Here is a 20,260-nt window from a genome sequence, read left to right on the forward strand (position 1 = left end):
TAGGCAAAGCGCTATCCACCCTGCGAATGTCGAGGTCGCGATCGGGCCGGTAGATGCAGGGCGCCCGGTCCTTCGCCCAGCACTGTTGCCTTCTGGCAATGAGCAGGGGTAAGGGCCGGGCAATGCCGCTGATGCCCGTCCGATCGCGGCCGATCTTAGTGCCTGAAGTGGCGCATGCCGGTGAACACCATGGCAATCCCCGCCTCGTCAGCGGCGGCGATCACCTCGGCGTCACGCATCGAACCGCCGGGCTGGATCACCGCGGTGATGCCGGCCTTGGCGGCGTTGTCGATGCCGTCGCGGAAGGGGAAGAACGCGTCCGAGGCCATCACCGCGCCGGGGACCGGCAGGCCGGCGTGCTCGGCCTTGATCGCGGCGATGCGCGCGGAGTTGACGCGGCTCATCTGGCCGGCGCCGACGCCTATGGTCTGGCGGTTCTTGGCGTAGACGATGGCGTTGGATTTGACGAACTTGGCCACCTTCCAGGCGAAGATCAGGTCATGGATCTCCTGCTCGCTGGGGGCGCGCTGGGTGACGATCTTCAGGTCTTCGGCCTTGATCATGCCGATATCGCGGCTCTGTACCAGCAGGCCACCGTTGACCCGCTTGAAGTCCCAGCCCGGGGCGCGCTCGGCCGGCCACTCGCCGCACTCGAGCAGGCGCACGTTGGCCTTGGCGGCAACCACTTCGCGGGCAGCCTGGGAGATTTTCGGGGCGATGATCACCTCGACGAACTGACGCTCGACGATGGCCTTGGCGGTTTCGCCGTCCAGCTCGCGGTTGAAGGCGATGATGCCGCCGAAGGCCGATTCGCTGTCGGTGGCATAGGCCAGGTCGTAGGCCTTGCGGATGCCGCCTTCGTCTTCGGGGACCACGGCGACGCCGCAGGGATTGGCGTGCTTGACGATCACGCAGGCCGGTTTGACGAAGCTCTTGACGCATTCCAGGGCGGCGTCGGTATCGGCGACGTTGTTGAACGACAGCTCCTTGCCCTGCAGCTGCACGGCGCTGGAGACGCTGGCCTCGCCCTTCTTCGCCTCGACGTAGAAGGCCGCGCTCTGGTGCGGGTTCTCGCCGTAGCGCATCTCCTGGGCCTTGATGAACTGGCTGTTGAAGGTGCGCGGGAAGGCGCCACGGGCCTCGGTGGACAGCGTCTCGCGGCTCTGGTCGATGGTGCCCAGGTAGTTGGCGATCATGCCGTCGTAGGCAGCGGTGTGCTCGAAGGCCTTGAGCGCCAGGTCGAAGCGCTGGGCGTAGCTCAGGCCGCCGGCCTTCAGGGCCTCGACGATGCCGGCGTAGTCGCCGGTGTTGACCACGATGGCGACGTCCTTGTGGTTCTTCGCCGCGCTGCGGACCATGGTCGGGCCGCCGATGTCGATGTTCTCGATGGCATCGGCCAGGTCGCAGTCCGGCTTGGCCACGGTGGCCTCGAAGGGGTAGAGGTTGACCGCGACCAGGTCGATCGGCTTGATCCCGTGCTGCGCCATGACCTCGCCGTCGAGGGCGCGGCGCCCGAGGATGCCGCCATGGATCTTCGGGTGCAGGGTCTTCACCCGGCCGTCCATCATCTCCGGGAAGCCGGTGTAGTCGGCCACTTCCACGGCGGCCACGCCGTTGTCCTTGAGCAGCTTGTAGGTGCCGCCGGTGGAGAGGATCTCGACGCCGAGGGCGGACAGTTCGCGGGCGAAGTCGAGGACGCCGGTCTTGTCGGAGACGCTGATCAGCGCGCGGCGGACGGGGAGGCGGGTGGTCTGGTCGGTCATTTCAGAGTCCATCAGAGCAGGGAAATCAGCAGGCGGGGCGGCTCGTGATCGGGCCGCCCCGCCTGGGGAAAAGGGGTTAGAGCAGGTCGTACTGCTTGAGTTTCTTGCGCAGGGTGCCGCGGTTCAGGCCGAGCAGTTCCGAGGCCTTGGTCTGGTTGCCCTTGACGTAGTTCATCACGGTCTCCAGCAGCGGGGCTTCCACCTCGGTGAGCACCAGGTTGTAGACGTCGGTGACGTCCGCACCTTCCAGGTGGGCGAAATAGTTATGCAGCGCTTTCTCGACACTGCCGCGTAGGGTCTGGCCCTCTTCGCTCGGCGTGGTCAGGTGCTGTTTCAAGCTGGTGCTGTCGCTCACGGGTGCAATTCCACTCACTAAATTCTCGGTCATCAACGTCATGCGGCCACCCCCTTTCCATCGTTTCGCCGCTCGCCGAAAAACAGGCGAATCTCGGCGCACTGCGCGTCCGTACTGTCCAGACGATTGAACTGGGCGCGAAACTCCCTGGCGCCCGGCAGGGTTGCGAGATACCAGCCGACATGCTTGCGGGCGATGCGCACGCCCATCACCTCGCCATAGAAGGCATGCAGTGCGGCCAGATGCTCAAGCAGAATACGTTCCAGTTCGAGCAGGCCCGGCGCCGGGAGTTTTTCCCCGGTGCGCAGGTAGTGCTCGATCTCGCGAAAGATCCACGGCCGCCCCTGGGCCGCCCGGCCAATCAGCAGGGCATCGGCGCCGGTGGCGGCGAGCACGGCCTTGGCCTTTTCCGGTGAATCGATATCGCCGTTGGCAAACACCGGCATCGACACCGCCTGCTTGATCGCGGCGATGGTGTCGTACTCGGCTTCGCCGGTGTAGAGATCGGCGCGGGTGCGCCCGTGCACGGCCAGGGCGGCGATTCCCGCCTGCTCGGCGATCTTCGCCACCTCCACGCCGTTCTTGTTCTGCCGGTCCCAGCCGGTGCGGATCTTCAGGGTGACCGGCACGTCCACAGCGGCGACCACCGCGTGGAGGATCTCGCGCACCAGGTCCTGATCCTTCAGCAGGGCAGAGCCGGCGGCCTTGTTGCAGACCTTCTTGGCCGGGCAGCCCATATTGATGTCGATGATCTGCGCACCCAGTTCGACGTTACGCCGCGCCGCCTCGGCGAGCATCTGCGGATCGCCACCGGCGATCTGCACCGAGCGCGGCTCCGGATCGCCGGCGTGGGGCAGGCGCAGGCTGGACTTGCGCGAACTCCACAGGCGCACATCGCTGGTGACCATTTCCGAGACGACCAAGCCCGCACCCAGGCGCCGGCAGAGCTGGCGGAAGGGCCGGTCGGTGACTCCGGCCATGGGCGCGAGAATCAGCGAGTTGGGCAGTCTGTAGGGGCCGATGCATAACGCCGACATAGGGCTTCCCTGCTCAAGAGACGTGCTGTTGAGACCAGTAGGAGGGTGCGAAAAGGCTGGGAATAATACCCGCTCTGGGTGACCGGATAAAGGCTGTTTTGAACAAATTCTGAACAGCTACGGCCTTATCGCCAAGGGTTAGGTTGCCGGCGGCGGCCCGGCATGGCGCCGCCTGTGGCTCATTCCGGCGAGTGGAAGCTGAGGCTGTAGTTCACCGCCTGGGTGCCCGGGTCGAGGATGTCCAGGGACACGTGGATGGGGGTCTGCGGCGGCATTTCCGCCTGGCCGGCGAGCTCGCCGCCGAGGTATTCGTTGGGTTTGAAGCGGCGGCTGGCGAGCAGTTGGCCGTTGATGTCGGCGAAGCGCATTTCCAGCAGCGGGAAGGGTTGGGCGAACGGCGCGCGGTTGTAGAGGATCGCGTCGACCACCAGGGCGCCGCTGAACTGCGGGTGGCTGCGCACCACCAGGTTGCTGCTCTTGATCTGCTCGATGTCGACCTTGGACGGCAGCAGGCAGCCGATGCTCGGGCACAGCTGCTCGAACCAGGGGCGGTACTCGTCCTGGCGCGCCAGTTCGTCGAAGTGATAGATCACGTACTGAGTGGCCAGGGCGCCGGCGGCGACCAGGTTGAGCAGGCCCCAGGCGAACCAGCGCGCCCAGGGCTTGCGCGGTGGCTGCCAGTCCAGTTGCAGCGGTTCGTCGTCCAGCTCGAACAGGTGTTCGTCGCGCAGTTCGGGCTCGTTGCGGCGGCTCTTTGCGGTCGGCTCGACCGCAGGTTCGTCCAGCTCCGGATCGATCTCCTCGCGTGCCGCGCTCAGGCGCAGTTCGTCCTCCAGCGGCAGTGATTCGACGGTGTCGGCATCGCTCAGGTTGAACCGCGGCTCGCTGCGTGGCGGCTGGACGGCGGGCTCGGTGCGGGCGATGGGCGATGCTGGCGGAGTCGCGGGTAGCGGCGCGGCCGGCGCGTCCTCGGCTGCGTCCGGGCTCAGGCTCAGCGGCCCCTTGGGCGCCTCCTCGCGCAGCAGGGCCTCGGCCCATTGCTCGTCGTCGGGCTCGCGGGCGCTGTCGCTCAGCGGGCGGAAGCCTTCGGTGTAGCGCGGCGGTTGCTCGAGGGCCATGAACTGCTGGGAGAGCTGCTGCTCCTGTTCTTCCAGCTTGGCCAGTTCCTCGTCGAGGTCGAGGCTGTCCAGGTCGAGGTCGTCGTGTATCCACAGGGTATCGTCGGAGGTTTTCCGCTCCGCCGGCGAAGGGGGTTGTTCGTCTGCTCGCGCGGGCGCTGGCGCCGGCTGCGCAGGAGCGGCGATGGGCGCCCTGCCGGGGGCGTCGCCGGCCAACTGATGGCCCTGCTCGCGCAGTTGTTGCGCGGCATTGAACACGTGCAGGCAGGCGCCGCAGCGGACCACGCCATGGGCGGCGCCCAGCTGTGCCTGGTTGACCCGGAAGCTGGTGTGGCAATGGGGGCACTGGGTGATGAAGCTTTCGCTCATGCGTGGGTCCGGCGGCCTGAGGGCAGGTGGAGCGGGGCGATCAGTCTAACGCAAGTGCCCGGCATAGCAGCAGGGCGGCCCATCAGCGGCGCACGCCGCTGATGCGCACCCAGCCTTCCTTGCTGGCGGTCGGCTCCAAGACGAAGGCATCGCTGTAGGCGGCGCGGACCTCATCGGCCTGTTCGGCGAGGATGCCCGACAGCGCCAGGCGGCCGCCCGGCTTGACCAGGCTGGTGATCTGCGGGGCCAGGGCGACCAGCGGTCCGGCGAGAATGTTGGCCACTACCACCTCGGCCGGCTGCGGCGGCAGGTCGGCGGGCAGATAGAGGGCGAAGCGCTCCGGGGCGATGCCATTGCGCCCGGCGTTGTCGCGCGAGGCTTCCAGGGCCTGGGGGTCGATGTCGGTACCCACGGCCTGGGGGGCGCCGAGCAGCAGGGCGGCGATCGCCAGGATGCCGGAGCCGCAGCCGAAGTCCAGCACGTTGCAATCGGTCAGTTCCTGGGCATCCAGCCACTCCAGGCACAGCGCGGTGGTCGGGTGGGTGCCGGTGCCGAAGGCCAGGCCGGGATCGAGCAGCAGGTTGACCGCATCCGGCTCCGGCGCGGCGTGCCAGCTCGGCACTATCCACAGGCGGCGGCCGAAGCGCATCGGCTGGAAGTTGTCCATCCAGCTGCGTTCCCAGTCCTGGTCCTCGATGCGCTCCAACTGGTGCTCGGGCAGTGCGCCGCCGGTCAGCAGTTGCAGGTGGGCGATCAGGCTGTCCGCGTCGGTGTCGGCCTCGAACAGCGCCAGCAGGTGGGTGTGCGACCACAGCGGGGTGGTGCCCAGGTCCGGCTCGAAGATCGGCTGGTCCTCGGCGTCCATGAAGGTCACGGATACGGCGCCCACTTCGAGCAGCGCGTCCTCGTAGGTTTCCGCCTGTTCCGGGGTGATGGCGAGACGGACTTGCAGCCAGGGCATGGGGGAAACCTCTTGCGATACGACGTAATGGAGCGAATTGGATGGTGCGACAGGTGGGCAAGCTTACTTGACGGGCGTTGCGCCTTCCACCGCGGCGGTTTCACCGTGGCCTGAAATGACAAGGGCCGCCCGTGGGCAGCCCTTGTGGTTCGACACGGCAAGCGTCAGTGCTTGTCCATACCCAGTTTCTTTTCCAGGTAATGGATGTTCACGCCGCCTTGGCAGAAGCCCTTGTCGATGACCAGATCGCGGTGCAGTGGCACGTTGGTCTTGATGCCGTCGACCACGATCTCTTCCAGGGCGTTGCGCATGCGCGCCAGCGCCTCGTCACGGCTGGCGCCGTAGGTGATCAGCTTGCCGATCAGCGAGTCGTAGTTCGGCGGCACGGTGTAGCCGCTGTACAGGTGCGAGTCGACCCGCACGCCAAAGCCGCCAGGGGCATGGAAGTGCTTGACCTTGCCCGGGCAGGGCATGAAGTTGTCGGGGTCTTCGGCATTGATCCGGCATTCCAGGGCATGGCCGCGGATCACCACGTCTTCCTGCTTGATCGACAGCTTGTTGCCCGCGGCGATGCTGAGCATCTCCTTGACGATGTCGACGCCGGTGACCATTTCGGTGACCGGGTGTTCGACCTGTACGCGGGTGTTCATCTCGATGAAGTAGAAGTTGCCGTCTTCGTAGAGAAACTCGAAGGTACCGGCGCCGCGATAGCCGATCTCGATGCAGGCGTTGACGCAGCGGTCGAGGACCTGGGCGCGCGCGCGCTCGTCGATGAACGGGGCCGGGGCTTCTTCCAGGACCTTCTGGTGGCGGCGCTGCAGCGAGCAGTCGCGGTCGCCCAGATGGATGGCGTTGCCCTGGCCGTCGGACAGCACCTGGACTTCCACGTGACGCGGATTGCCGAGGAACTTCTCCAGGTAGACCATCGGGTTGCCGAACACCGCACCGGCTTCGCTGCGGGTCAGCTTGGCCGACTTGATCAGGTCTTCTTCCTTGTGCACCACGCGCATGCCGCGACCACCACCGCCACCGGCGGCCTTGATGATCACCGGGTAGCCGACTTCACGGGCGATCGCCAGGGCGGTCTCCTCGTCTTCCGGCAGCGGGCCGTCGGAGCCGGGAACCACCGGTACGCCGGACTTGATCATGGCTTCCTTGGCCGAGACCTTGTCGCCCATCAGGCGGATGGTCTCGGCTTTCGGGCCGATGAAGGCGAAACCGGAGTTTTCCACCTGTTCGGCGAAATCGGCGTTTTCCGCGAGGAAGCCGTAGCCAGGGTGGATGGCGGTGGCGCCGGTTACTTCCGCGGCGCTGATGATCGCCGGGATGTTCAGGTAGGACTGGGCGCCGGCCGCCGGGCCGATGCAGACCGACTCGTCGGCCAGGGCCAGGTGCATCAATTCGCGGTCGGCGGTGGAGTGCACCGCCACGGTCTTGATGCCCAGTTCCTTACAGGCGCGCAGCACGCGCAGGGCAATCTCGCCGCGGTTGGCGATCAGGACTTTTTCCAACATCGCAGGCTCTCCCCGGTTCAAACGATGGTGAACAGGGGCTGATCGTATTCCACCGGCTGGCCGTTCTCGCCCAGGATGGATTCGATCACGCCGCTGGTCTCGGCCTCGATGTGGTTCATCATCTTCATCGCCTCGACGATGCAGAGGATGTCGCCCTTCTTCACGCTCGTACCCACTTCGACGAAGTTGCCCGAGGTTGGCGAGGAGGCGCGGTAGAAGGTGCCGACCATCGGCGAGCGGACCACGGTGCCATTCAGCTTGGGCGCGGCCGGAGCGGCGGCTTCGGCGGCTGCCGGCGCGGCCGGAGCGGCGGCTGGAGCGGCAGGCGCGGCGGCCTGGGCATAGACCGGCTGCTGCATGAAGGCCGGCTGCTTGCTGTGGCGGCTGATGCGCACGGACTCTTCGCCTTCGCGAATCTCCAGCTCGTCGATGCCGGACTCTTCCAGCAGTTCGATCAGTTTCTTGACTTTACGAATATCCATAGTTGCTCCACTCCCAGGTGAGGTCAGGGCCGTTCAAGTTGTTCGAGCGCGGCCTCCAGGGCCAAGCGGTAACCGCTGGCGCCAAGGCCGCAGATCACTCCCACCGCGACGTCGGAAAAGTAGGAGTGATGGCGGAAAGGTTCGCGTTTGTGCACGTTGGACAGGTGCACTTCGATGAATGGGATGCTCACCGCCAGCAATGCGTCACGTAATGCGACGCTGGTGTGGGTAAAAGCGGCGGGATTGATCAGGATAAAGTCGACACCTTCGCCTTTCGCGGCGTGAATGCGCTCGATCAGCTCGTACTCGGCGTTGCTCTGCAGGTACTGCAGGTGGTGGCCGGCCTCGCGGGCGCGGCGCTCCAGGTCGAGGTTGATCTGCTCCAGGGTGGTGGCGCCGTAGACCCCTGGCTCGCGGGTGCCCAGCAGGTTGAGGTTGGGGCCGTGCAGTACCAGCAAGGTGGCCATGAGCGGGTTCCTAAGGTGTCCAATGCTGCGCGCGACTATGCCGCAGAACGCGCAGGACTGTCCAGTTGCCAGCAGTAGCCGGCACGATGTCAGTAGTTTGCGGCAGATATGTGACTGAGAGGCTCAGAGGCGTTCGCGTGCCCGGCTCAGGCGCGTGGCGAAGGTCGGTGCATCCACCTCGCCGACCACGCGCAGGTCGCGCCATTCTTCGCCCTGGCTGTCGAACAGCAGGAGCGCCGGCGGGCCGAACAGCTGGTAGCGGTCGAGCAGGGCGCGTTGCGCCGGGGTGCTGTCGGTCATGTCGAAGCGCACCAGGCGAAAGCCGGCCAGTTGGCTGCCGACCCGCGGCTCGCTCAGCACCTCGCGCTCGATCACCTTGCAGCTGATGCACCAGTCGGCGTACCAGTCGAGCAGCAGCGGCTGGGCGCTGGTTCTCGCCGCGGCGAAGGCGGCCTCCAGGTCGGCGGGGCTGCTGACGGTCTGCCAGCCCTCGACGCCGACCTGACTGGCCGGCGCACCCGCCAGCGCCGCCGGGCGGCCGAGCGGGCGCAGCGGGTCGTCCTGGCCCTGCAGGGCACCGGTCCAGCTGGCCAGGGCATAGGCCAGCAGCGCCAGGCCGGCCAGCTGGGCGAGCTTCTGCCCGTGGGTTTTCGGGCCGAATTCCAGGGCGCCGAGGAACAGCGCGGCGCCGCCGGCGAGCAGGCCCCACAGCGCCAGCGAAAGCGGGCCGGGCAGCACCCGTTCGAGCAGCCACACGGAGACGGCCAGGAGCATGACGCCGAACAGGTTGCGCACGCCGGTCATCCAGGCGCCGCTCTTGGGCAGCAGCGCGCCGCCGCCGGCCCCGATCAGCACCAGGGGCGCGCCCATGCCCAGGCCCAGGGCGAACAGCTGCAGGCCGCCGCCGAGGGCGTCGCCGGTGCTGCTGATATACAGCAACAGGCCGGTCAGCGGTGCGGTAACGCAGGGCGAGACGATCAGGCTGGAGAGCACCCCGAGGGTGGCCGCGCCGGCGACGGTGCCGCCGCGGGTCTGCGCCGCCTGGCGATCGAGGCGCTCGCGGATGAAGGCCGGCAGGCGCAGCTCGAACAGGCCGAACATGGCCAGGGCGAACAGCGCGAAGAAGGTGGCGAAGGGCACCAGTACCCAGGGCGACTGCAGCATGGCCTGCAGGTTCAGGCTGGCGCCGAACACCCCCATCAGCGCGCCGAGCGCCGCATAACAGGCGGCCATCGGCAGCACGTAGGCCAGCGACAGGACCAGGCCGCGGCCGTTGCTCGGGCGTCCGCGCAGCACCACGCCGGAGAGGATCGGCAGCATCGGCAGCACGCAGGGGGTGAAGGTCAGGCCCAGGCCGGCGAGGAAGAACAGCGCCAAATCGCGCCAGTTCCAGCTGGAGTGCGTGCCGCCGGGGAGGGCGACGCCGGCAGCCAGGCCGCCATCGATTGCCAGCACCTCGGTTTCCGGCGGATAGCACAGGCCCTTGTCGGCGCAGCCCTGGTAGGTCACCTGCAGGTCGAACGGGGCTTGGCCGGGGCGGCTGCGGGGCAGCTCCACGTCGAGCACGCCGTAGTACACCTCGACGTCGCCGAAGTAGTCGTCGGTCTTGTGCTTGCCGGCCGGCAGGCGCGCCTCGCCCAGGCCGATATCGGCGGGTTCGCTGGCGAACTTGAAGCGGTGCTTGTAGAGGTAATAGCCCTCGGCGGCGACGAAGCGCAGCTTGATCGCATCGGCCGAGCTGTCGACCAGGCTCAACTTGAACGCCTCGCGCACCGGCAGGAAATCGGCACTGTTGTTCAGTGCCGCGCCCAGTGGCGCCGAGGCGGGGCGGTTGTCGAGCAGGCCGGCGCTGGTGGGCAGGGCGAACAGCAGTAGAAGCAGGCAGAACAGGCGGCGCATGGAAGTCTCGTCTTTGGCTGGTGCCTGCATCATAACCAAGCCGGCGCGGAGGGGGCAGGGTGCAGGCTGTAAGCGGTCGTGTCCAAGGCGCGGATGGTCGGCCGCGCCGCTGGCCGCCTACAGGCGGAACGCCTGCACCGCGGTGTGCAGCTGCTCACCCAGGCGCAGCAGCTGCTCGCCCTGCTGGCGCCCGGTGCCGATGCGCAGCAGGTTGTCGCCGCCGAGCTGGTGAATGCGCTCGCTGTGGCCGCGGATTCCGCTGACCGCGTCGCTCTGCTGGGCGGTGGCGGCGGCGATGCGCTCGGCCATGCTGGCGATGGTGCGGATTGCCGCGACTATATCGTCGAGAGCGCCTTCGGCGGCCTCGGCCTGACTGGCGGTGGTCTCCGCGTGCTCGACCTGGGCGCGCATGGCGTCCACCGACTGGTGTGCGGCCTGCTGCAGGCGCGCGATCAGCTCCTGAATCTCCTGGGTGGCGCTGCTGGTGCGCTGCGACAGCGAGCGCACCTCGTCGGCGACCACGGCGAAGCCGCGCCCGGCATGCCCGGCGCGCGCCGCTTCGATGGCGGCGTTGAGCGCCAGCAAGTTGGTCTGTTCGGCGACGCCGCGGATCACCGTCAGCACATTGCCGATGGTGGCGGTTTCCTCGGCCAGGCGCTCGATGGCCTGGGCGTTGCCCTGAACCTCGCCGACCAGGGCGTGCAGCCCGCTCAGGCTCTGGCCGATGACCTGCTGGCCCTGGCCCAGGGCGAGGTCGGCATCGCGGCTGGCGGCGGCCGCCTGGCTGGCGTCGCCGGCCACCTGCTGGATGGTGCGCTCCAGCTCGCCGAGGGCATCGCGGATCTGCGCGGTGTCGCCGGCCTGACGCTCGGCGCCGGCGTGCAGGCCGCCGCTGAGATCGGCCAGGGTGCGACTGGAGCCGGCCACCTGCTCGGCGTGCAGGCGGATGGTGCCGACCAGTTCGACCAGGTAGGCGCGCAGGCGTTTGAGCGAGGCCTCGATGTCGCACAACTCGGGGGTGCGGGTGTCCAGCTGGATGTCTCCGGCGAAGTCGCCCTCGGCCCAGGCCGACAGCGCCGGCACCAGTTGCTCGAGCAGGCGGGTCAGGCGGCGCTGGAGGCGGTCGATGGTCAGGGCGATGAGCAGGATCAGGCCGATCATCAGCCCCTGGATCAGGCGCACCTCCGCCTGGATGCGGCCGTGTTCGGCGCGCACCAGCGGCTCCAGGGCGCCCAGGGCCTGTTGCACGGCGTCGAGCCGCTGGCGGGTGAGCTGGAGCAGCTGGCCACGCTGTTCGATCAGCGCCTGGGTGCGGCGCAGTTCCGCCGGGTAGCGTGCCACCAGGCTGGCCAGCTCGCGCTTCAGGGCAATGCCGCGGTCCTGCGCCGGTTCGCTGGCGCCGTCGCTGCCCAGGCCGAGCAGGGCGGCGAAGCCATCGCCGGCCGATTCCCGCTCCTCTGCTACGCCGAGCAGAGGCAGGGCGTCGAGGGCTTCGGCCTGGCGTCGCAGCGCAGCCAGCTCGCGCTCGACGTCGGCGGTCAGCTCGCCGCGCCCGCTGCCGACCAGCTTGTTGCGGGCATGGGCCAGGCGTCCGAGGTGCTGGGCGGCATCGAACAGCGGGCGCCGGTAGCCGGCGGCAGGGGCGGCGTTGGCGCTGTCGGCGTACTGGGCGAGCTGCTCGAGGGTGCCAGCCATCTCCCGTTCGGCCTGCAGCAGCAGGCCCTGGGGGTCGCCGGCCAGCTTGCCGGCGGCGAGCAGCTCGCCGGCGGCGAAGTCGCGCAGCGCGGCGAGGCTCGGGCGCAGGTCCTCGGCCAGTTGCCCCGGCAGCGCGGCGACGGCCGGCTCCAGGCTGTCGATGGCCTGCAGCGCGGCGCTGTGGCGCAGGGCGTCGCCACTGTCGAGGTAATCGAGGGTGTTGCGGGCGACCTGCTGCTGGAACTGTTGCGACAGGCTCAGGTAGCGTGCCATCAACTGGTAGGGGCGCTCCAGGGCGTGCTGCGACCACCAGAGCGTGGCGCCGAGGGCGATGCACACGGCAACCAGCAGCAGGGTATTGAGGTTGGTGAGGGACTTCAGGCGCATAGAACTCGACCGGCGATAAGACGGTGGAGGCCACCCCGTCCTGGGGTGACCGCTGAGTCTATGAACGTATTGCGTTTTGATGACACCGGTGTGACAGCGTGGGCGGCTTCACACTTTGCCGGCGCGGCGTCAGTCGCTGAACAGCTCCACCCGGTTGCGGCCGCCGTGCTTGGCGCGGTACAGCGCCTCGTCGGCCTGCTGGGACAGGCGCTTGCTGTCCTGCTCGCCATTCAGCTCGGCGATGCCGGCGCTGAAGGTGCAGGACAGGTCCTGGGGTTGCGCCGGGTAGCGGATTTCGGCGAAGCGTTGGCGGATCTCGTCGAGCACCCGGCGCGCGGCCTGGGCGTCGGTGCCCGGCATGACCACGGCGAACTCCTCGCCGCCGTAGCGGCCGATGTGGTCGCTCTTGCGCAGGCGCTGCTTGAGGAACAGCGCCAGGCTCTTGATCACCCGGTCACCCATGGGGTGGCCGTAGGTGTCGTTGACCTTCTTGAAGAAGTCGATGTCGAGCATGGCGAAGCTCAGCGGCTGGTCGTCGCGCTGGGCGCGGTAGCGTGCATCTTCGAGCAGCTGCAGGGTGTGGGTGTGGTTGTACAGGCCGGTCAGGCTGTCGCGCACCATGCGCGCCTTGAGGTTGCGCGCGCGGGCGGCGCGATTGCGCACGGTGGCGATCAGGTGGCGCGGCTTGATCGGCTTGGTGAGGAAGTCGTCGCCGCCCTCGCTCATGGCGTCGAGCTGCTTGTCCAGGTCGTCCTCGGCGGACAGGTAGATGATCGGCACGCTGACATAGCGGTCGTTGTGGCGGATCACCTTGGCCAGCTCGGTACCGGTGCAGTTCGGCATGTACATGTCGAGGATGATCAGGTCGGGCTGGAATTCGGCCAGCTCGGCCATCGCCTGGATCGGCTCGGTCAGGGTGCGGGTGACGATGCCGGCGCCGTTGAGCACCCGTTCGGTGTGGGTGGCCTGGGCCCGTGAATCGTCGATGATCAGCACCCGGTAGGGGTCGTACTGGGCCACATGGGTGAGCACCTCGATGCGCTCGAGCAGGGTGGAGGCGTCCAGGGTGCCGGTGAAGAACTCCTGGCCGCCGGCGCGCACCGCCGCCAGGCGGGTCGGGGTGTCGGTGTCGTGGTGGCTGTAGAACAGCAGCGGGATCTTCTGTTCCAGGCCCTGCTGCACCGACTCGGCCAGTTGCAAACCGCAGCCGGGGCCGGAGAAATCCACCTCCATGAGGATGGCCGCAGGATGGCGCTCGAGCATCGCCGCGCGGAAGGCGTTGGCGCTGTCCAGCGGTTGCGCGGTCATGCCGAAGAACTCCAGCTGCTGTGCCAGGCGTTCGGCGCGCTCCAGATGTTGCAGGGCCAGGTACACCGGCTTGCGCAGCGGTGGCAGGGCGGTCTGCTCGAAGCTGTCGCCGTGGCGCAGGCCGGTGCGTGACAGGCGCTGCATCAGCTGGTTGAGCTCACTGATCACGGCGCTGCTGAGGCGACCGCGGTTGTCGGCCACGGCCTGCAGGCAGTGGCCGATGCCTTCGGCCAGCTGCAGGTGTTCGGCCTGCTCGAAGCGCTCGGCGTAGCGTTGCAGCAGCAGCGCCGCCTCGCGCAGCTCGTGCATGCTGGCGTCATTCCAGTCGAGGCGCTGCAGGCGCTGCCAGACCTCCAGCACCTGGCGGGCCTGGTTGATCACGCGCTGGGCGAAGTGCTGCTTGAGTCGATCGCGGCTGGGGTCGGTGTGCTCGGTCATGTCCCTGACTCTTCTGGTGGCGCTGAGGCCCGGCTGACTGGTGGCTGCATGCTATCACCGTCGGCTCGGCGCACCAGTGCCGCCGATCTCATTTCGCCGGCCTTCCGTCCCGCCGATTTGGCGCGCATCCACAGACGCATGGCGATCGAGTTTGCCGGTCGGCGCTGCGCAGGGGCCTATGCTTCCCTTATAGTGCAAGACCGCCGCGCAACCTCCTCCGGGGATTGTGGTCGGACAACCGAATGCCGTAGATGAAGGACTTTGCCATGCTGGACTGGAAGAAGGGCGCAGCAGGTGTGCGCGACAGCCTCGAAGACTCGGGCGACAACGCACGCAAGAAATCTGGGGGCGGCTGGATCGGCCGCGGGGTCGGCAGCCTGGTCGGCCTCTACCTGCTGGCGGCGCTGGTAGTCGGCTGGTACTGGAGCCAGGAGCCCGAGCTGTTCCCGGTGCAGGCCCAGGCCCAGGCCGCGGCGCAGAAGGCCCAGCGGCAGATGGTCAATGGCTACACCACGGTGGAGACCCTCAAGCAGGTCGCCAGCACCCTGCTGGACAAGCCCGGTGGCTACCTGGCCAACGACATGGCACCGCCGGGGCTGTGGCTGGACAACATGCCGAGCTGGGAGTACGGCGTGCTGGTGCAGGTGCGCGACCTGTCGCGGGCGCTACGCAAGGACTTCGCCCGCTCGCAGTCGCAGTCCACTGAAGACGTCGACCTGGCCAAGGCCGAGCCGCGCTTCAACTTCGACAACAAGAGTTGGGCGCTGCCGGCCTCCGAGTCCGAGTACCGCGAAGGGATCAGGCTGCTCGACCGCTACCTGGCCCGCCTGGCCGATCCGAGCAAGCCCGGCGCGCAGTTCTTCACCCGTGCCGACAACCTCAACAACTGGCTGGGCGACACCGCGACCCGCCTCGGCTCGCTGTCGCAGCGCCTGTCCGCCAGCGTCGGCCAGGTGCGCCTGAACACCGACCTGCCGGACCCGGCCCTGGCCGAGGAAGGCACCGGCGGCATCGCCGAGGGCATCTACGAGACGCCGTGGATGCAGATCGACAACGTGTTCTACGAGGCCCGTGGCCAGGCCTGGGCGCTGTCTCATCTGCTACGCGCCATCGAGGTGGACTTCGCCGACGTGCTGGCGAAGAAGAACGCCACCATCAGCCTGCGGCAGATCATTCGCGAGCTGGAGGCCGCCCAGGAAACCCTGTGGAGCCCGATGATCCTCAATGGCAGCGGTTACGGCCTGCTGGCCAACCACTCGCTGGTGATGGCCAACTACATTTCGCGGGCCAATGCGGCGATCATCGACCTGCGTACCCTGCTGAGCCAGGGCTAGTGGCGGTGTCGGAAGTCGAGGCGGCCCATCGCGCCGCCTCCGATGCCGAGCTGGTGGCCTGGGTCGACGCAGACGACCGCCCGCTCGGCAGCCTGCCGCGTGCCGAGTTGAGTCGGCGCGGCCTGATCGGCCGCGGTACCTTCATCCTGCTGTTCAACTCCGCCGGTCAGCTGTGCGTGCACCGGCGCACCCTGAGCAAGGCGCTGTACCCCGGCTACTGGGACGTGGCCGCCGGCGGCATGGTGCTGGCCGGCGAAAGCTACGCCGAATCGGCGACCCGCGAGCTGGCCGAGGAACTGGGCATCGCCGGGGTCGAATTGTGCGAGCACGAACGCTTCTTCTTCGACCAGGCCGGCAATCGCCTGTGGTGCGCGGTGTATTCGGCGCAGTCCGATGCGCCGCTGGTGCTGCAGCCGGAGGAGGTCCTGGAAGCGCACTTCATCGCCCCGCAGCAGGCGCTGGCCGAAGCCGCCGAAAAGCCCTACTGCCCGGACTCGCTGGAGGCGCTGCGGCGCTACTTGGCGGGCTGAGACCGTCGATCGACGGCGACTGTGCAACATAGCGCGGCAATGCCGTGCGCTATGTTGGACGGGGTCGCCAATCTGTCGGCTAATGGCGCAAATTTGTACTTAGCAACGGCGGGCTTTGCCTTTACACTGCGCGCCCTCTAAGCCCGAGCCGTCCAGCTCGGCTGCGCTGCCCCTGCCAGAGTGGGGCTTCGCGGCTGATAGCCATCAGCCAGTCGCTATCCTGACCCCTACGAGGACAAGCCGGTGGTCAAGAAAGCCTCGTCATTGTCCGCCCTCGGCGGCCTGGTGTATTCCACCGACAGCGGCCGGCATTGCCCGGACTGCAGCCAGCCGGTGGACGCCTGCATCTGCCACAAGACCCAGATTCCCGCCGGTGACGGCATCGCCCGTGTGCGCCGCGAGACCAAGGGCCGTGGCGGCAAGACGGTGACCACCGTCAGCGGCGTGCCCCTGGCCGAAGAGCCGCTCAAGGAACTGGCCAGCGCGCTGAAGAAGCGCTGCGGTTGCGGCGGCGCGCTGAAAGACGGGGTGATCGAGATCCAGGGCGATCACGTCCAGCTGCTCCTCGACGAACTGCTCAAACGCGGCTTCAAGGCGAAGAAGTCCGGCGGCTAGCCGGGCTCTTTTCCCAAGTCTTCTAAACTTTCTCGGCAAGTCGCGGGTCGACTGCCGGGCTTTGTTCATTTGCTCACTCTAATCTGCTGTTGCCCGGGCTGACCCCCTGGCCTCCATCTCTAGCAAGGGAGAACTCGATGTCTGCACGACGCACACGCAAAGATGACGGTAGCCAGTGGACGGTCGCGGACAGCCGCAGCGTCTACGGCATTCGGCATTGGGGCGCGGGGTATTTCGCGATCAATGAAAGCGGCCGCGTCGAGGTGCGCCCCAACGGCCCTGGCAGCACGCCGATCGACCTGTTCGCCCAGGTCGAGGAGCTGCGCGAGAGCGGCCTGAGCCTGCCGTTGCTGGTGCGTTTTCCGGACATCCTGCAGGACCGCGTGCGCGGCCTGACCGGCGCCTTCGACGCCAACATCGCGCGCCTCGGCTACGAGAACCAGTACACCGCGCTGTACCCGATCAAGGTCAACCAGCAGGAGGCGGTGGTGGAGAACATCATCGCCACGCAGAACGTCTCCATCGGCCTAGAAGCCGGCTCCAAGCCGGAGCTGCTGGCGGTGCTGGCGCTGGCGCCGAAGGGCGGCACCATCGTCTGCAACGGCTACAAGGACCGCGAGTTCATCCGCCTGGCGCTGATCGGCCAGAAGCTCGGCCACAGCGTGTTCATCGTCATCGAGAAGGAATCCGAGGTGCAGCTGGTGATCGAGGAGGCGGCCGAGCTCAAGGTCGCCCCGCAGATCGGCCTGCGCGTGCGCCTGTCGTCGCTGGCCTCGAGCAAGTGGGCCGACACCGGCGGCGAGAAGTCCAAGTTCGGCCTGTCGGCGGCGCAGCTGCTGTCGGTGGTCGAGCGTTTCCGCGCGGCGGGGCTCGACCAGGGCATCCGCCTGCTGCACTTCCACATGGGCTCGCAGATCGCCAACCTGGCCGACTACCAGCACGGCTTCCGCGAGGCCATCCGTTACTACGGCGAGCTGCGTGGCCTCGGCCTGCCGGTCGACCACGTCGACGTCGGCGGCGGCCTGGGGGTCGACTACGACGGTACCCACTCGCGCAACGCCAGCTCGATCAACTACGACATGGACGATTACGCCGGCGTGGTGGTGGGCATGCTCAAGGAGTTCTGCGACGCCCAGGAGCTGCCGCACCCGCGCATCTTCTCGGAGAGCGGCCGCTCGCTGACCGCGCACCACGCGATGCTGATCGTGCAGGTCACCGATGTGGAGAAGCACAACGACGAGGTGCCGGTGATCGAGGACGTCGCCAGCCTGCCGGAGACGGTGCAGCACCTGGTCGAGCTGCTCGGCCCCACCGACATCGAGATGGTCACCGAGACCTACTGGCGCGCCACCCACTACATCAGCGACGTGGCCGCGCAGTACGCCGAGGGCAAGGTCAGCCTGCGCGAAAAGGCCCTGGCCGAGCAGTGCTACTTCGCCGTGTGCCGGCGCCTGTACGACTCGCTGAAGGCGCGCCAGCGCTCGCACCGCCAGGTGCTCGACGAGCTCAACGACAAGCTGGCCGACAAGTACATCTGCAACTTTTCGGTGTTCCAGAGCCTGCCGGACACCTGGGCGATCGATCAGGTGCTGCCGATCCTGCCGCTCAACCGCCTGGACGAGGAGCCGCTGCGCCGCGCCGTGCTGCAGGACCTGACCTGCGACTCGGACGGCAAGATCAAGCAGTACGTCGACGAGCAGAGCATCGAGACCAGCCTGCCGGTGCATGCCCTGCGCGAGGGCGAGGACTACCTGCTGGGGATCTTCCTGGTCGGCGCCTACCAGGAGATCCTCGGCGACATGCACAACCTGTTCGGTGACACCGACTCGGTGAACATCTACCAGAACCAGGACGGCAGTGTGTACCACGCCGGTATCGAGACCCACGACACCATCGAGGACATGCTGCGCTACGTGCACCTGTCGCCGGAGGAGCTGATGACCCACTACCGCGACAAGGTGGCCAGCGCCAAGATCAGCGCCCGCGAGCGTACCCAGTTCCTCGACGCCCTGCGCCTGGGCCTGACCCGCTCCTCCTACCTGGCGTCCTGACGCTTCGCCGCCCAATGAAAACGCCCGGCTCGTGCCGGGCGTTTTCGTTTCCGCCGGCGCTCAGCCGAAGTAGCCGACGCCGCGGGCCATCAGCGCCGCCAGCAGCGGAATCAGCAGCAGCAACAGCAGCTCCAGGCGGATGACCAGGGTCACCCGGCGGGCCTGGCTCGCGCTGACCTCGGGCAGCTGGCCGGCCTTCAGGCTCTTGCGCCAGCCGAGGAATAGCAGGGTCGGCACGATCGACAGCAGGCCGACCAGAACGAACAGGGTGAGCTTGGCGTGGAACAGGCCGTTGTGCAGGTAGTAGTCCAGGCCCTTGGCGAACCACAAGGCCCGCGCCGCGCCGGTGAGCAGCACCAGCACGGCGCTCATGCCATAGGCGGCGTCGAGGCGCACCAGGCTGCGCGCCCGCTGCAGGTCCAGGGGCAGCTTGAACAGCTGGTGCTCCAGGGTCAGCAGGGCGAACAGGACGAAGATCGACAGGTAGTGCAGGTAGGCGGCAATGGCTTCGGCCATGGGAGTTTCCTTACTCGGTGGAACAGTCGGTTGGGCGTGGATGGGTCGGCCCGGGGGCGCCGAACCACGCGTCGCGGCGGGTCAGGCGATACGCATAGCCACCCAGGCTGAGGCTTCGCAGTAGCATGAAGGCAAGGAAGGCCAGCCACAAGCCGTGGTTGCCCAGGGGCTGCAGCAGCCAGCCCAGCGCCAGGCTGGGCAGCAGCGCCAGGAGCATGGCGTCGCGCATCTCCCGCGCCCTGGTGGCACCGATGAACAGGCCGTCGAGCAGGTAGCTCGATACCGCGATCACGGGCAGCAGGGCCAGGTAGGGCAGGTAGTCGAGGGCCGTGGCGCGCACCACCGCGATGTCGGTCTGCAGGGCGATGAACCAGTGGCCGCCGAACCAGAAGAACAGGGCGAAGCCGAGGCTGGCCAGCATCGACCAGCCGGCGGCGACGATCAGGCTGCGGCGCAGGGCCCGGCGGTCGCCGGCGCCGAGGGCGTGGCCGCACAGCGCCTCGACCGCATGGGCCAGGCCATCGAGGGCGTGGGCGGTGAGCAGCAGGCCGTTGAGCAGCAGGGCGTTGGCCGCCACCGTGGCGTCGCCCAGGCGGGTACCCTGCACCGTGACCAGGAAGAACACCGACTGCAGCGCCAGGCTGCGGATAAAGATGTCGCGATTGACCGCCAGCAAGGGGCGCCAGCTGGCCCAGCGGCGCAGCAGCGGCCACTCGATGCCGCCGGCATAGGCGGCCAGGGCGCGCCGGGCCAGGTACAGGCCGAGCAGCGCACCGCTCCATTCGGCCAGCACCGAGGCCCAGGCGGCGCCGGCCACGCCCCACTGCAGGCCGAGCACGAACAGCAGGTCGAGGGCCACGTTGAGCAGGTTGGTGGTCAGCAGGATGGCCAGCGGCCCACGGGCGTTCTGGGTGCCGAGCAGCCAGCCGATCAGCGCATAGCTGGCCAGCGCCGCCGGCAGGCCGAGCAGGCGGATATGCAGGTAGCTGCGGGCCAGCTCGTCGAGGGCCGCCGAGGGCTGCATCAGGCTCAGGGCCAGGCCGCTGAAGGGCAACGCCAGGAGCATCAGCAGCAGCGCCAGGCCGCCGGCCAGCAGCAGGCCCTGGCACAGCACCTGGCGCAGAGCGCCGCCGTCCTCGCGGCCGGCGGCCTGGGCGGCGAAACCGGTGGTGCCCATGCGCAGGAAGCCCACGGTCCAGGCCAGCAGGGTATACAGGCTGGCGCCGACGGCCACGGCGGCGAGCTGATGGGCGTGGGGCAGGTGGCCGACCACCGCGCTGTCGACCAGCGCCACCAGCGGCACGGACAGGTTGGAGAGGATCATCGGCGCCGCCAGGGCCCAGACCCGTTGGTGGGTCGGGCGGTGACGCCAGGCATCGCGTAGCAAGGACATAGGGGCTCCCGGACAGCGCTGCAGTATA

The 20,260-nt window shown here is 68.0% G+C and carries 16 protein-coding genes and 1 pseudogene; 4 read left to right on the plus strand and 13 right to left on the minus strand.

Going from position 1 to position 20,260, the window contains the following annotated elements; genetic code table 11:
- Window positions 1-155: 155 nt before the first annotated feature.
- From purH to LPB260_RS08135, 11 genes and pseudogenes are all read right to left on the minus strand, one after another.
- Window positions 156-1,763 (minus strand): bifunctional phosphoribosylaminoimidazolecarboxamide formyltransferase/IMP cyclohydrolase, encoded by a 1,608-nt coding sequence (gene purH, locus LPB260_RS08085; RefSeq protein ID WP_208708180.1) that lies wholly within the window; start codon window positions 1,761-1,763, stop codon window positions 156-158.
- A 76-nt stretch (window positions 1,764-1,839) separates the two neighbouring features.
- Complete coding sequence (fis, locus tag LPB260_RS08090) at window positions 1,840-2,160, minus strand: DNA-binding transcriptional regulator Fis (protein ID WP_208708181.1); 321 nt, start codon at window positions 2,158-2,160, stop codon at window positions 1,840-1,842.
- The gene (dusB, locus tag LPB260_RS08095) at window positions 2,157-3,155 is read right to left on the minus strand and encodes a tRNA dihydrouridine synthase DusB (protein ID WP_208708182.1); all 999 of its coding nucleotides are present in this window, start codon (window positions 3,153-3,155) and stop codon (window positions 2,157-2,159) included. The genes fis and dusB overlap by 4 nt, the downstream gene beginning before the upstream one ends.
- Window positions 3,156-3,334: 179 nt before the next feature.
- The gene (locus LPB260_RS08100; protein ID WP_208708183.1) at window positions 3,335-4,642 is read right to left on the minus strand and encodes a DUF3426 domain-containing protein; all 1,308 of its coding nucleotides are present in this window, start codon (window positions 4,640-4,642) and stop codon (window positions 3,335-3,337) included.
- An 82-nt stretch (window positions 4,643-4,724) separates the two neighbouring features.
- Window positions 4,725-5,603, minus strand: coding sequence for a 50S ribosomal protein L11 methyltransferase (gene prmA / locus LPB260_RS08105; RefSeq protein WP_208708184.1), 879 nt, complete (start codon window positions 5,601-5,603; stop codon window positions 4,725-4,727).
- A 164-nt stretch (window positions 5,604-5,767) separates the two neighbouring features.
- A complete protein-coding gene (gene accC, locus LPB260_RS08110; RefSeq protein ID WP_208708185.1) occupies window positions 5,768-7,117 on the minus strand; it encodes an acetyl-CoA carboxylase biotin carboxylase subunit in 1,350 nt (449 codons plus the stop codon).
- 17 nt (window positions 7,118-7,134) lie between these two features.
- Window positions 7,135-7,599: an acetyl-CoA carboxylase biotin carboxyl carrier protein gene (accB, locus tag LPB260_RS08115; RefSeq protein ID WP_208708186.1), complete on the minus strand. Its 465-nt coding sequence runs from the start codon at window positions 7,597-7,599 to the stop codon at window positions 7,135-7,137.
- 23 nt (window positions 7,600-7,622) lie between these two features.
- Window positions 7,623-8,066, minus strand: a complete 444-nt coding sequence (gene aroQ / locus LPB260_RS08120; RefSeq protein WP_208708187.1) for a type II 3-dehydroquinate dehydratase — start codon at window positions 8,064-8,066, stop codon at window positions 7,623-7,625.
- 123 nt (window positions 8,067-8,189) lie between these two features.
- Entirely contained in the window at window positions 8,190-9,965 is a 1,776-nt protein-coding gene (locus LPB260_RS08125; protein WP_208708188.1) for a protein-disulfide reductase DsbD, read from the minus strand.
- Between the two features lie 117 nt (window positions 9,966-10,082).
- Window positions 10,083-10,592, minus strand: a pseudogene (locus LPB260_RS29300) (methyl-accepting chemotaxis protein); the annotation flags it as partial.
- 1,584 nt (window positions 10,593-12,176) lie between these two features.
- On the minus strand, window positions 12,177-13,793 hold the full coding sequence (locus LPB260_RS08135; RefSeq protein WP_208708190.1) for a PleD family two-component system response regulator: 1,617 nt from the start codon (window positions 13,791-13,793) through the stop codon (window positions 12,177-12,179).
- 266 nt (window positions 13,794-14,059) lie between these two features.
- Between LPB260_RS08135 and LPB260_RS08140 the strand changes: the two genes are divergently transcribed.
- The 4 genes from LPB260_RS08140 to speA all read left to right on the plus strand — a co-directional run bounded on the left by LPB260_RS08140 (window position 14,060) and on the right by speA (window position 18,323).
- Window positions 14,060-15,127: a DUF2333 family protein gene (locus tag LPB260_RS08140; protein ID WP_208708191.1), complete on the plus strand. Its 1,068-nt coding sequence runs from the start codon at window positions 14,060-14,062 to the stop codon at window positions 15,125-15,127.
- On the plus strand, window positions 15,127-15,657 hold the full coding sequence (locus LPB260_RS08145) for an NUDIX hydrolase (protein WP_208708192.1): 531 nt from the start codon (window positions 15,127-15,129) through the stop codon (window positions 15,655-15,657). Before LPB260_RS08140 ends, LPB260_RS08145 begins: the two co-directional genes overlap by 1 nt.
- A gap of 243 nt (window positions 15,658-15,900) precedes the next feature.
- Window positions 15,901-16,272, plus strand: coding sequence for a translation initiation factor Sui1 (locus tag LPB260_RS08150; protein WP_208708193.1), 372 nt, complete (start codon window positions 15,901-15,903; stop codon window positions 16,270-16,272).
- A gap of 137 nt (window positions 16,273-16,409) precedes the next feature.
- Window positions 16,410-18,323 (plus strand): arginine decarboxylase, encoded by a 1,914-nt coding sequence (gene speA / locus LPB260_RS08155; RefSeq protein ID WP_208708194.1) that lies wholly within the window; start codon window positions 16,410-16,412, stop codon window positions 18,321-18,323.
- A gap of 60 nt (window positions 18,324-18,383) precedes the next feature.
- Here the strand turns inward: speA and LPB260_RS08160 are convergent, their stop codons facing one another.
- A complete protein-coding gene (locus LPB260_RS08160; protein ID WP_208708195.1) occupies window positions 18,384-18,839 on the minus strand; it encodes a DUF2214 family protein in 456 nt (151 codons plus the stop codon).
- A gap of 10 nt (window positions 18,840-18,849) precedes the next feature.
- On the minus strand, window positions 18,850-20,232 hold the full coding sequence (locus LPB260_RS08165) for an MATE family efflux transporter (RefSeq protein ID WP_208708196.1): 1,383 nt from the start codon (window positions 20,230-20,232) through the stop codon (window positions 18,850-18,852).
- Window positions 20,233-20,260 lie beyond the last annotated feature (28 nt).

This window comes from Pseudomonas sp. LPB0260 (assembly GCF_013388395.1).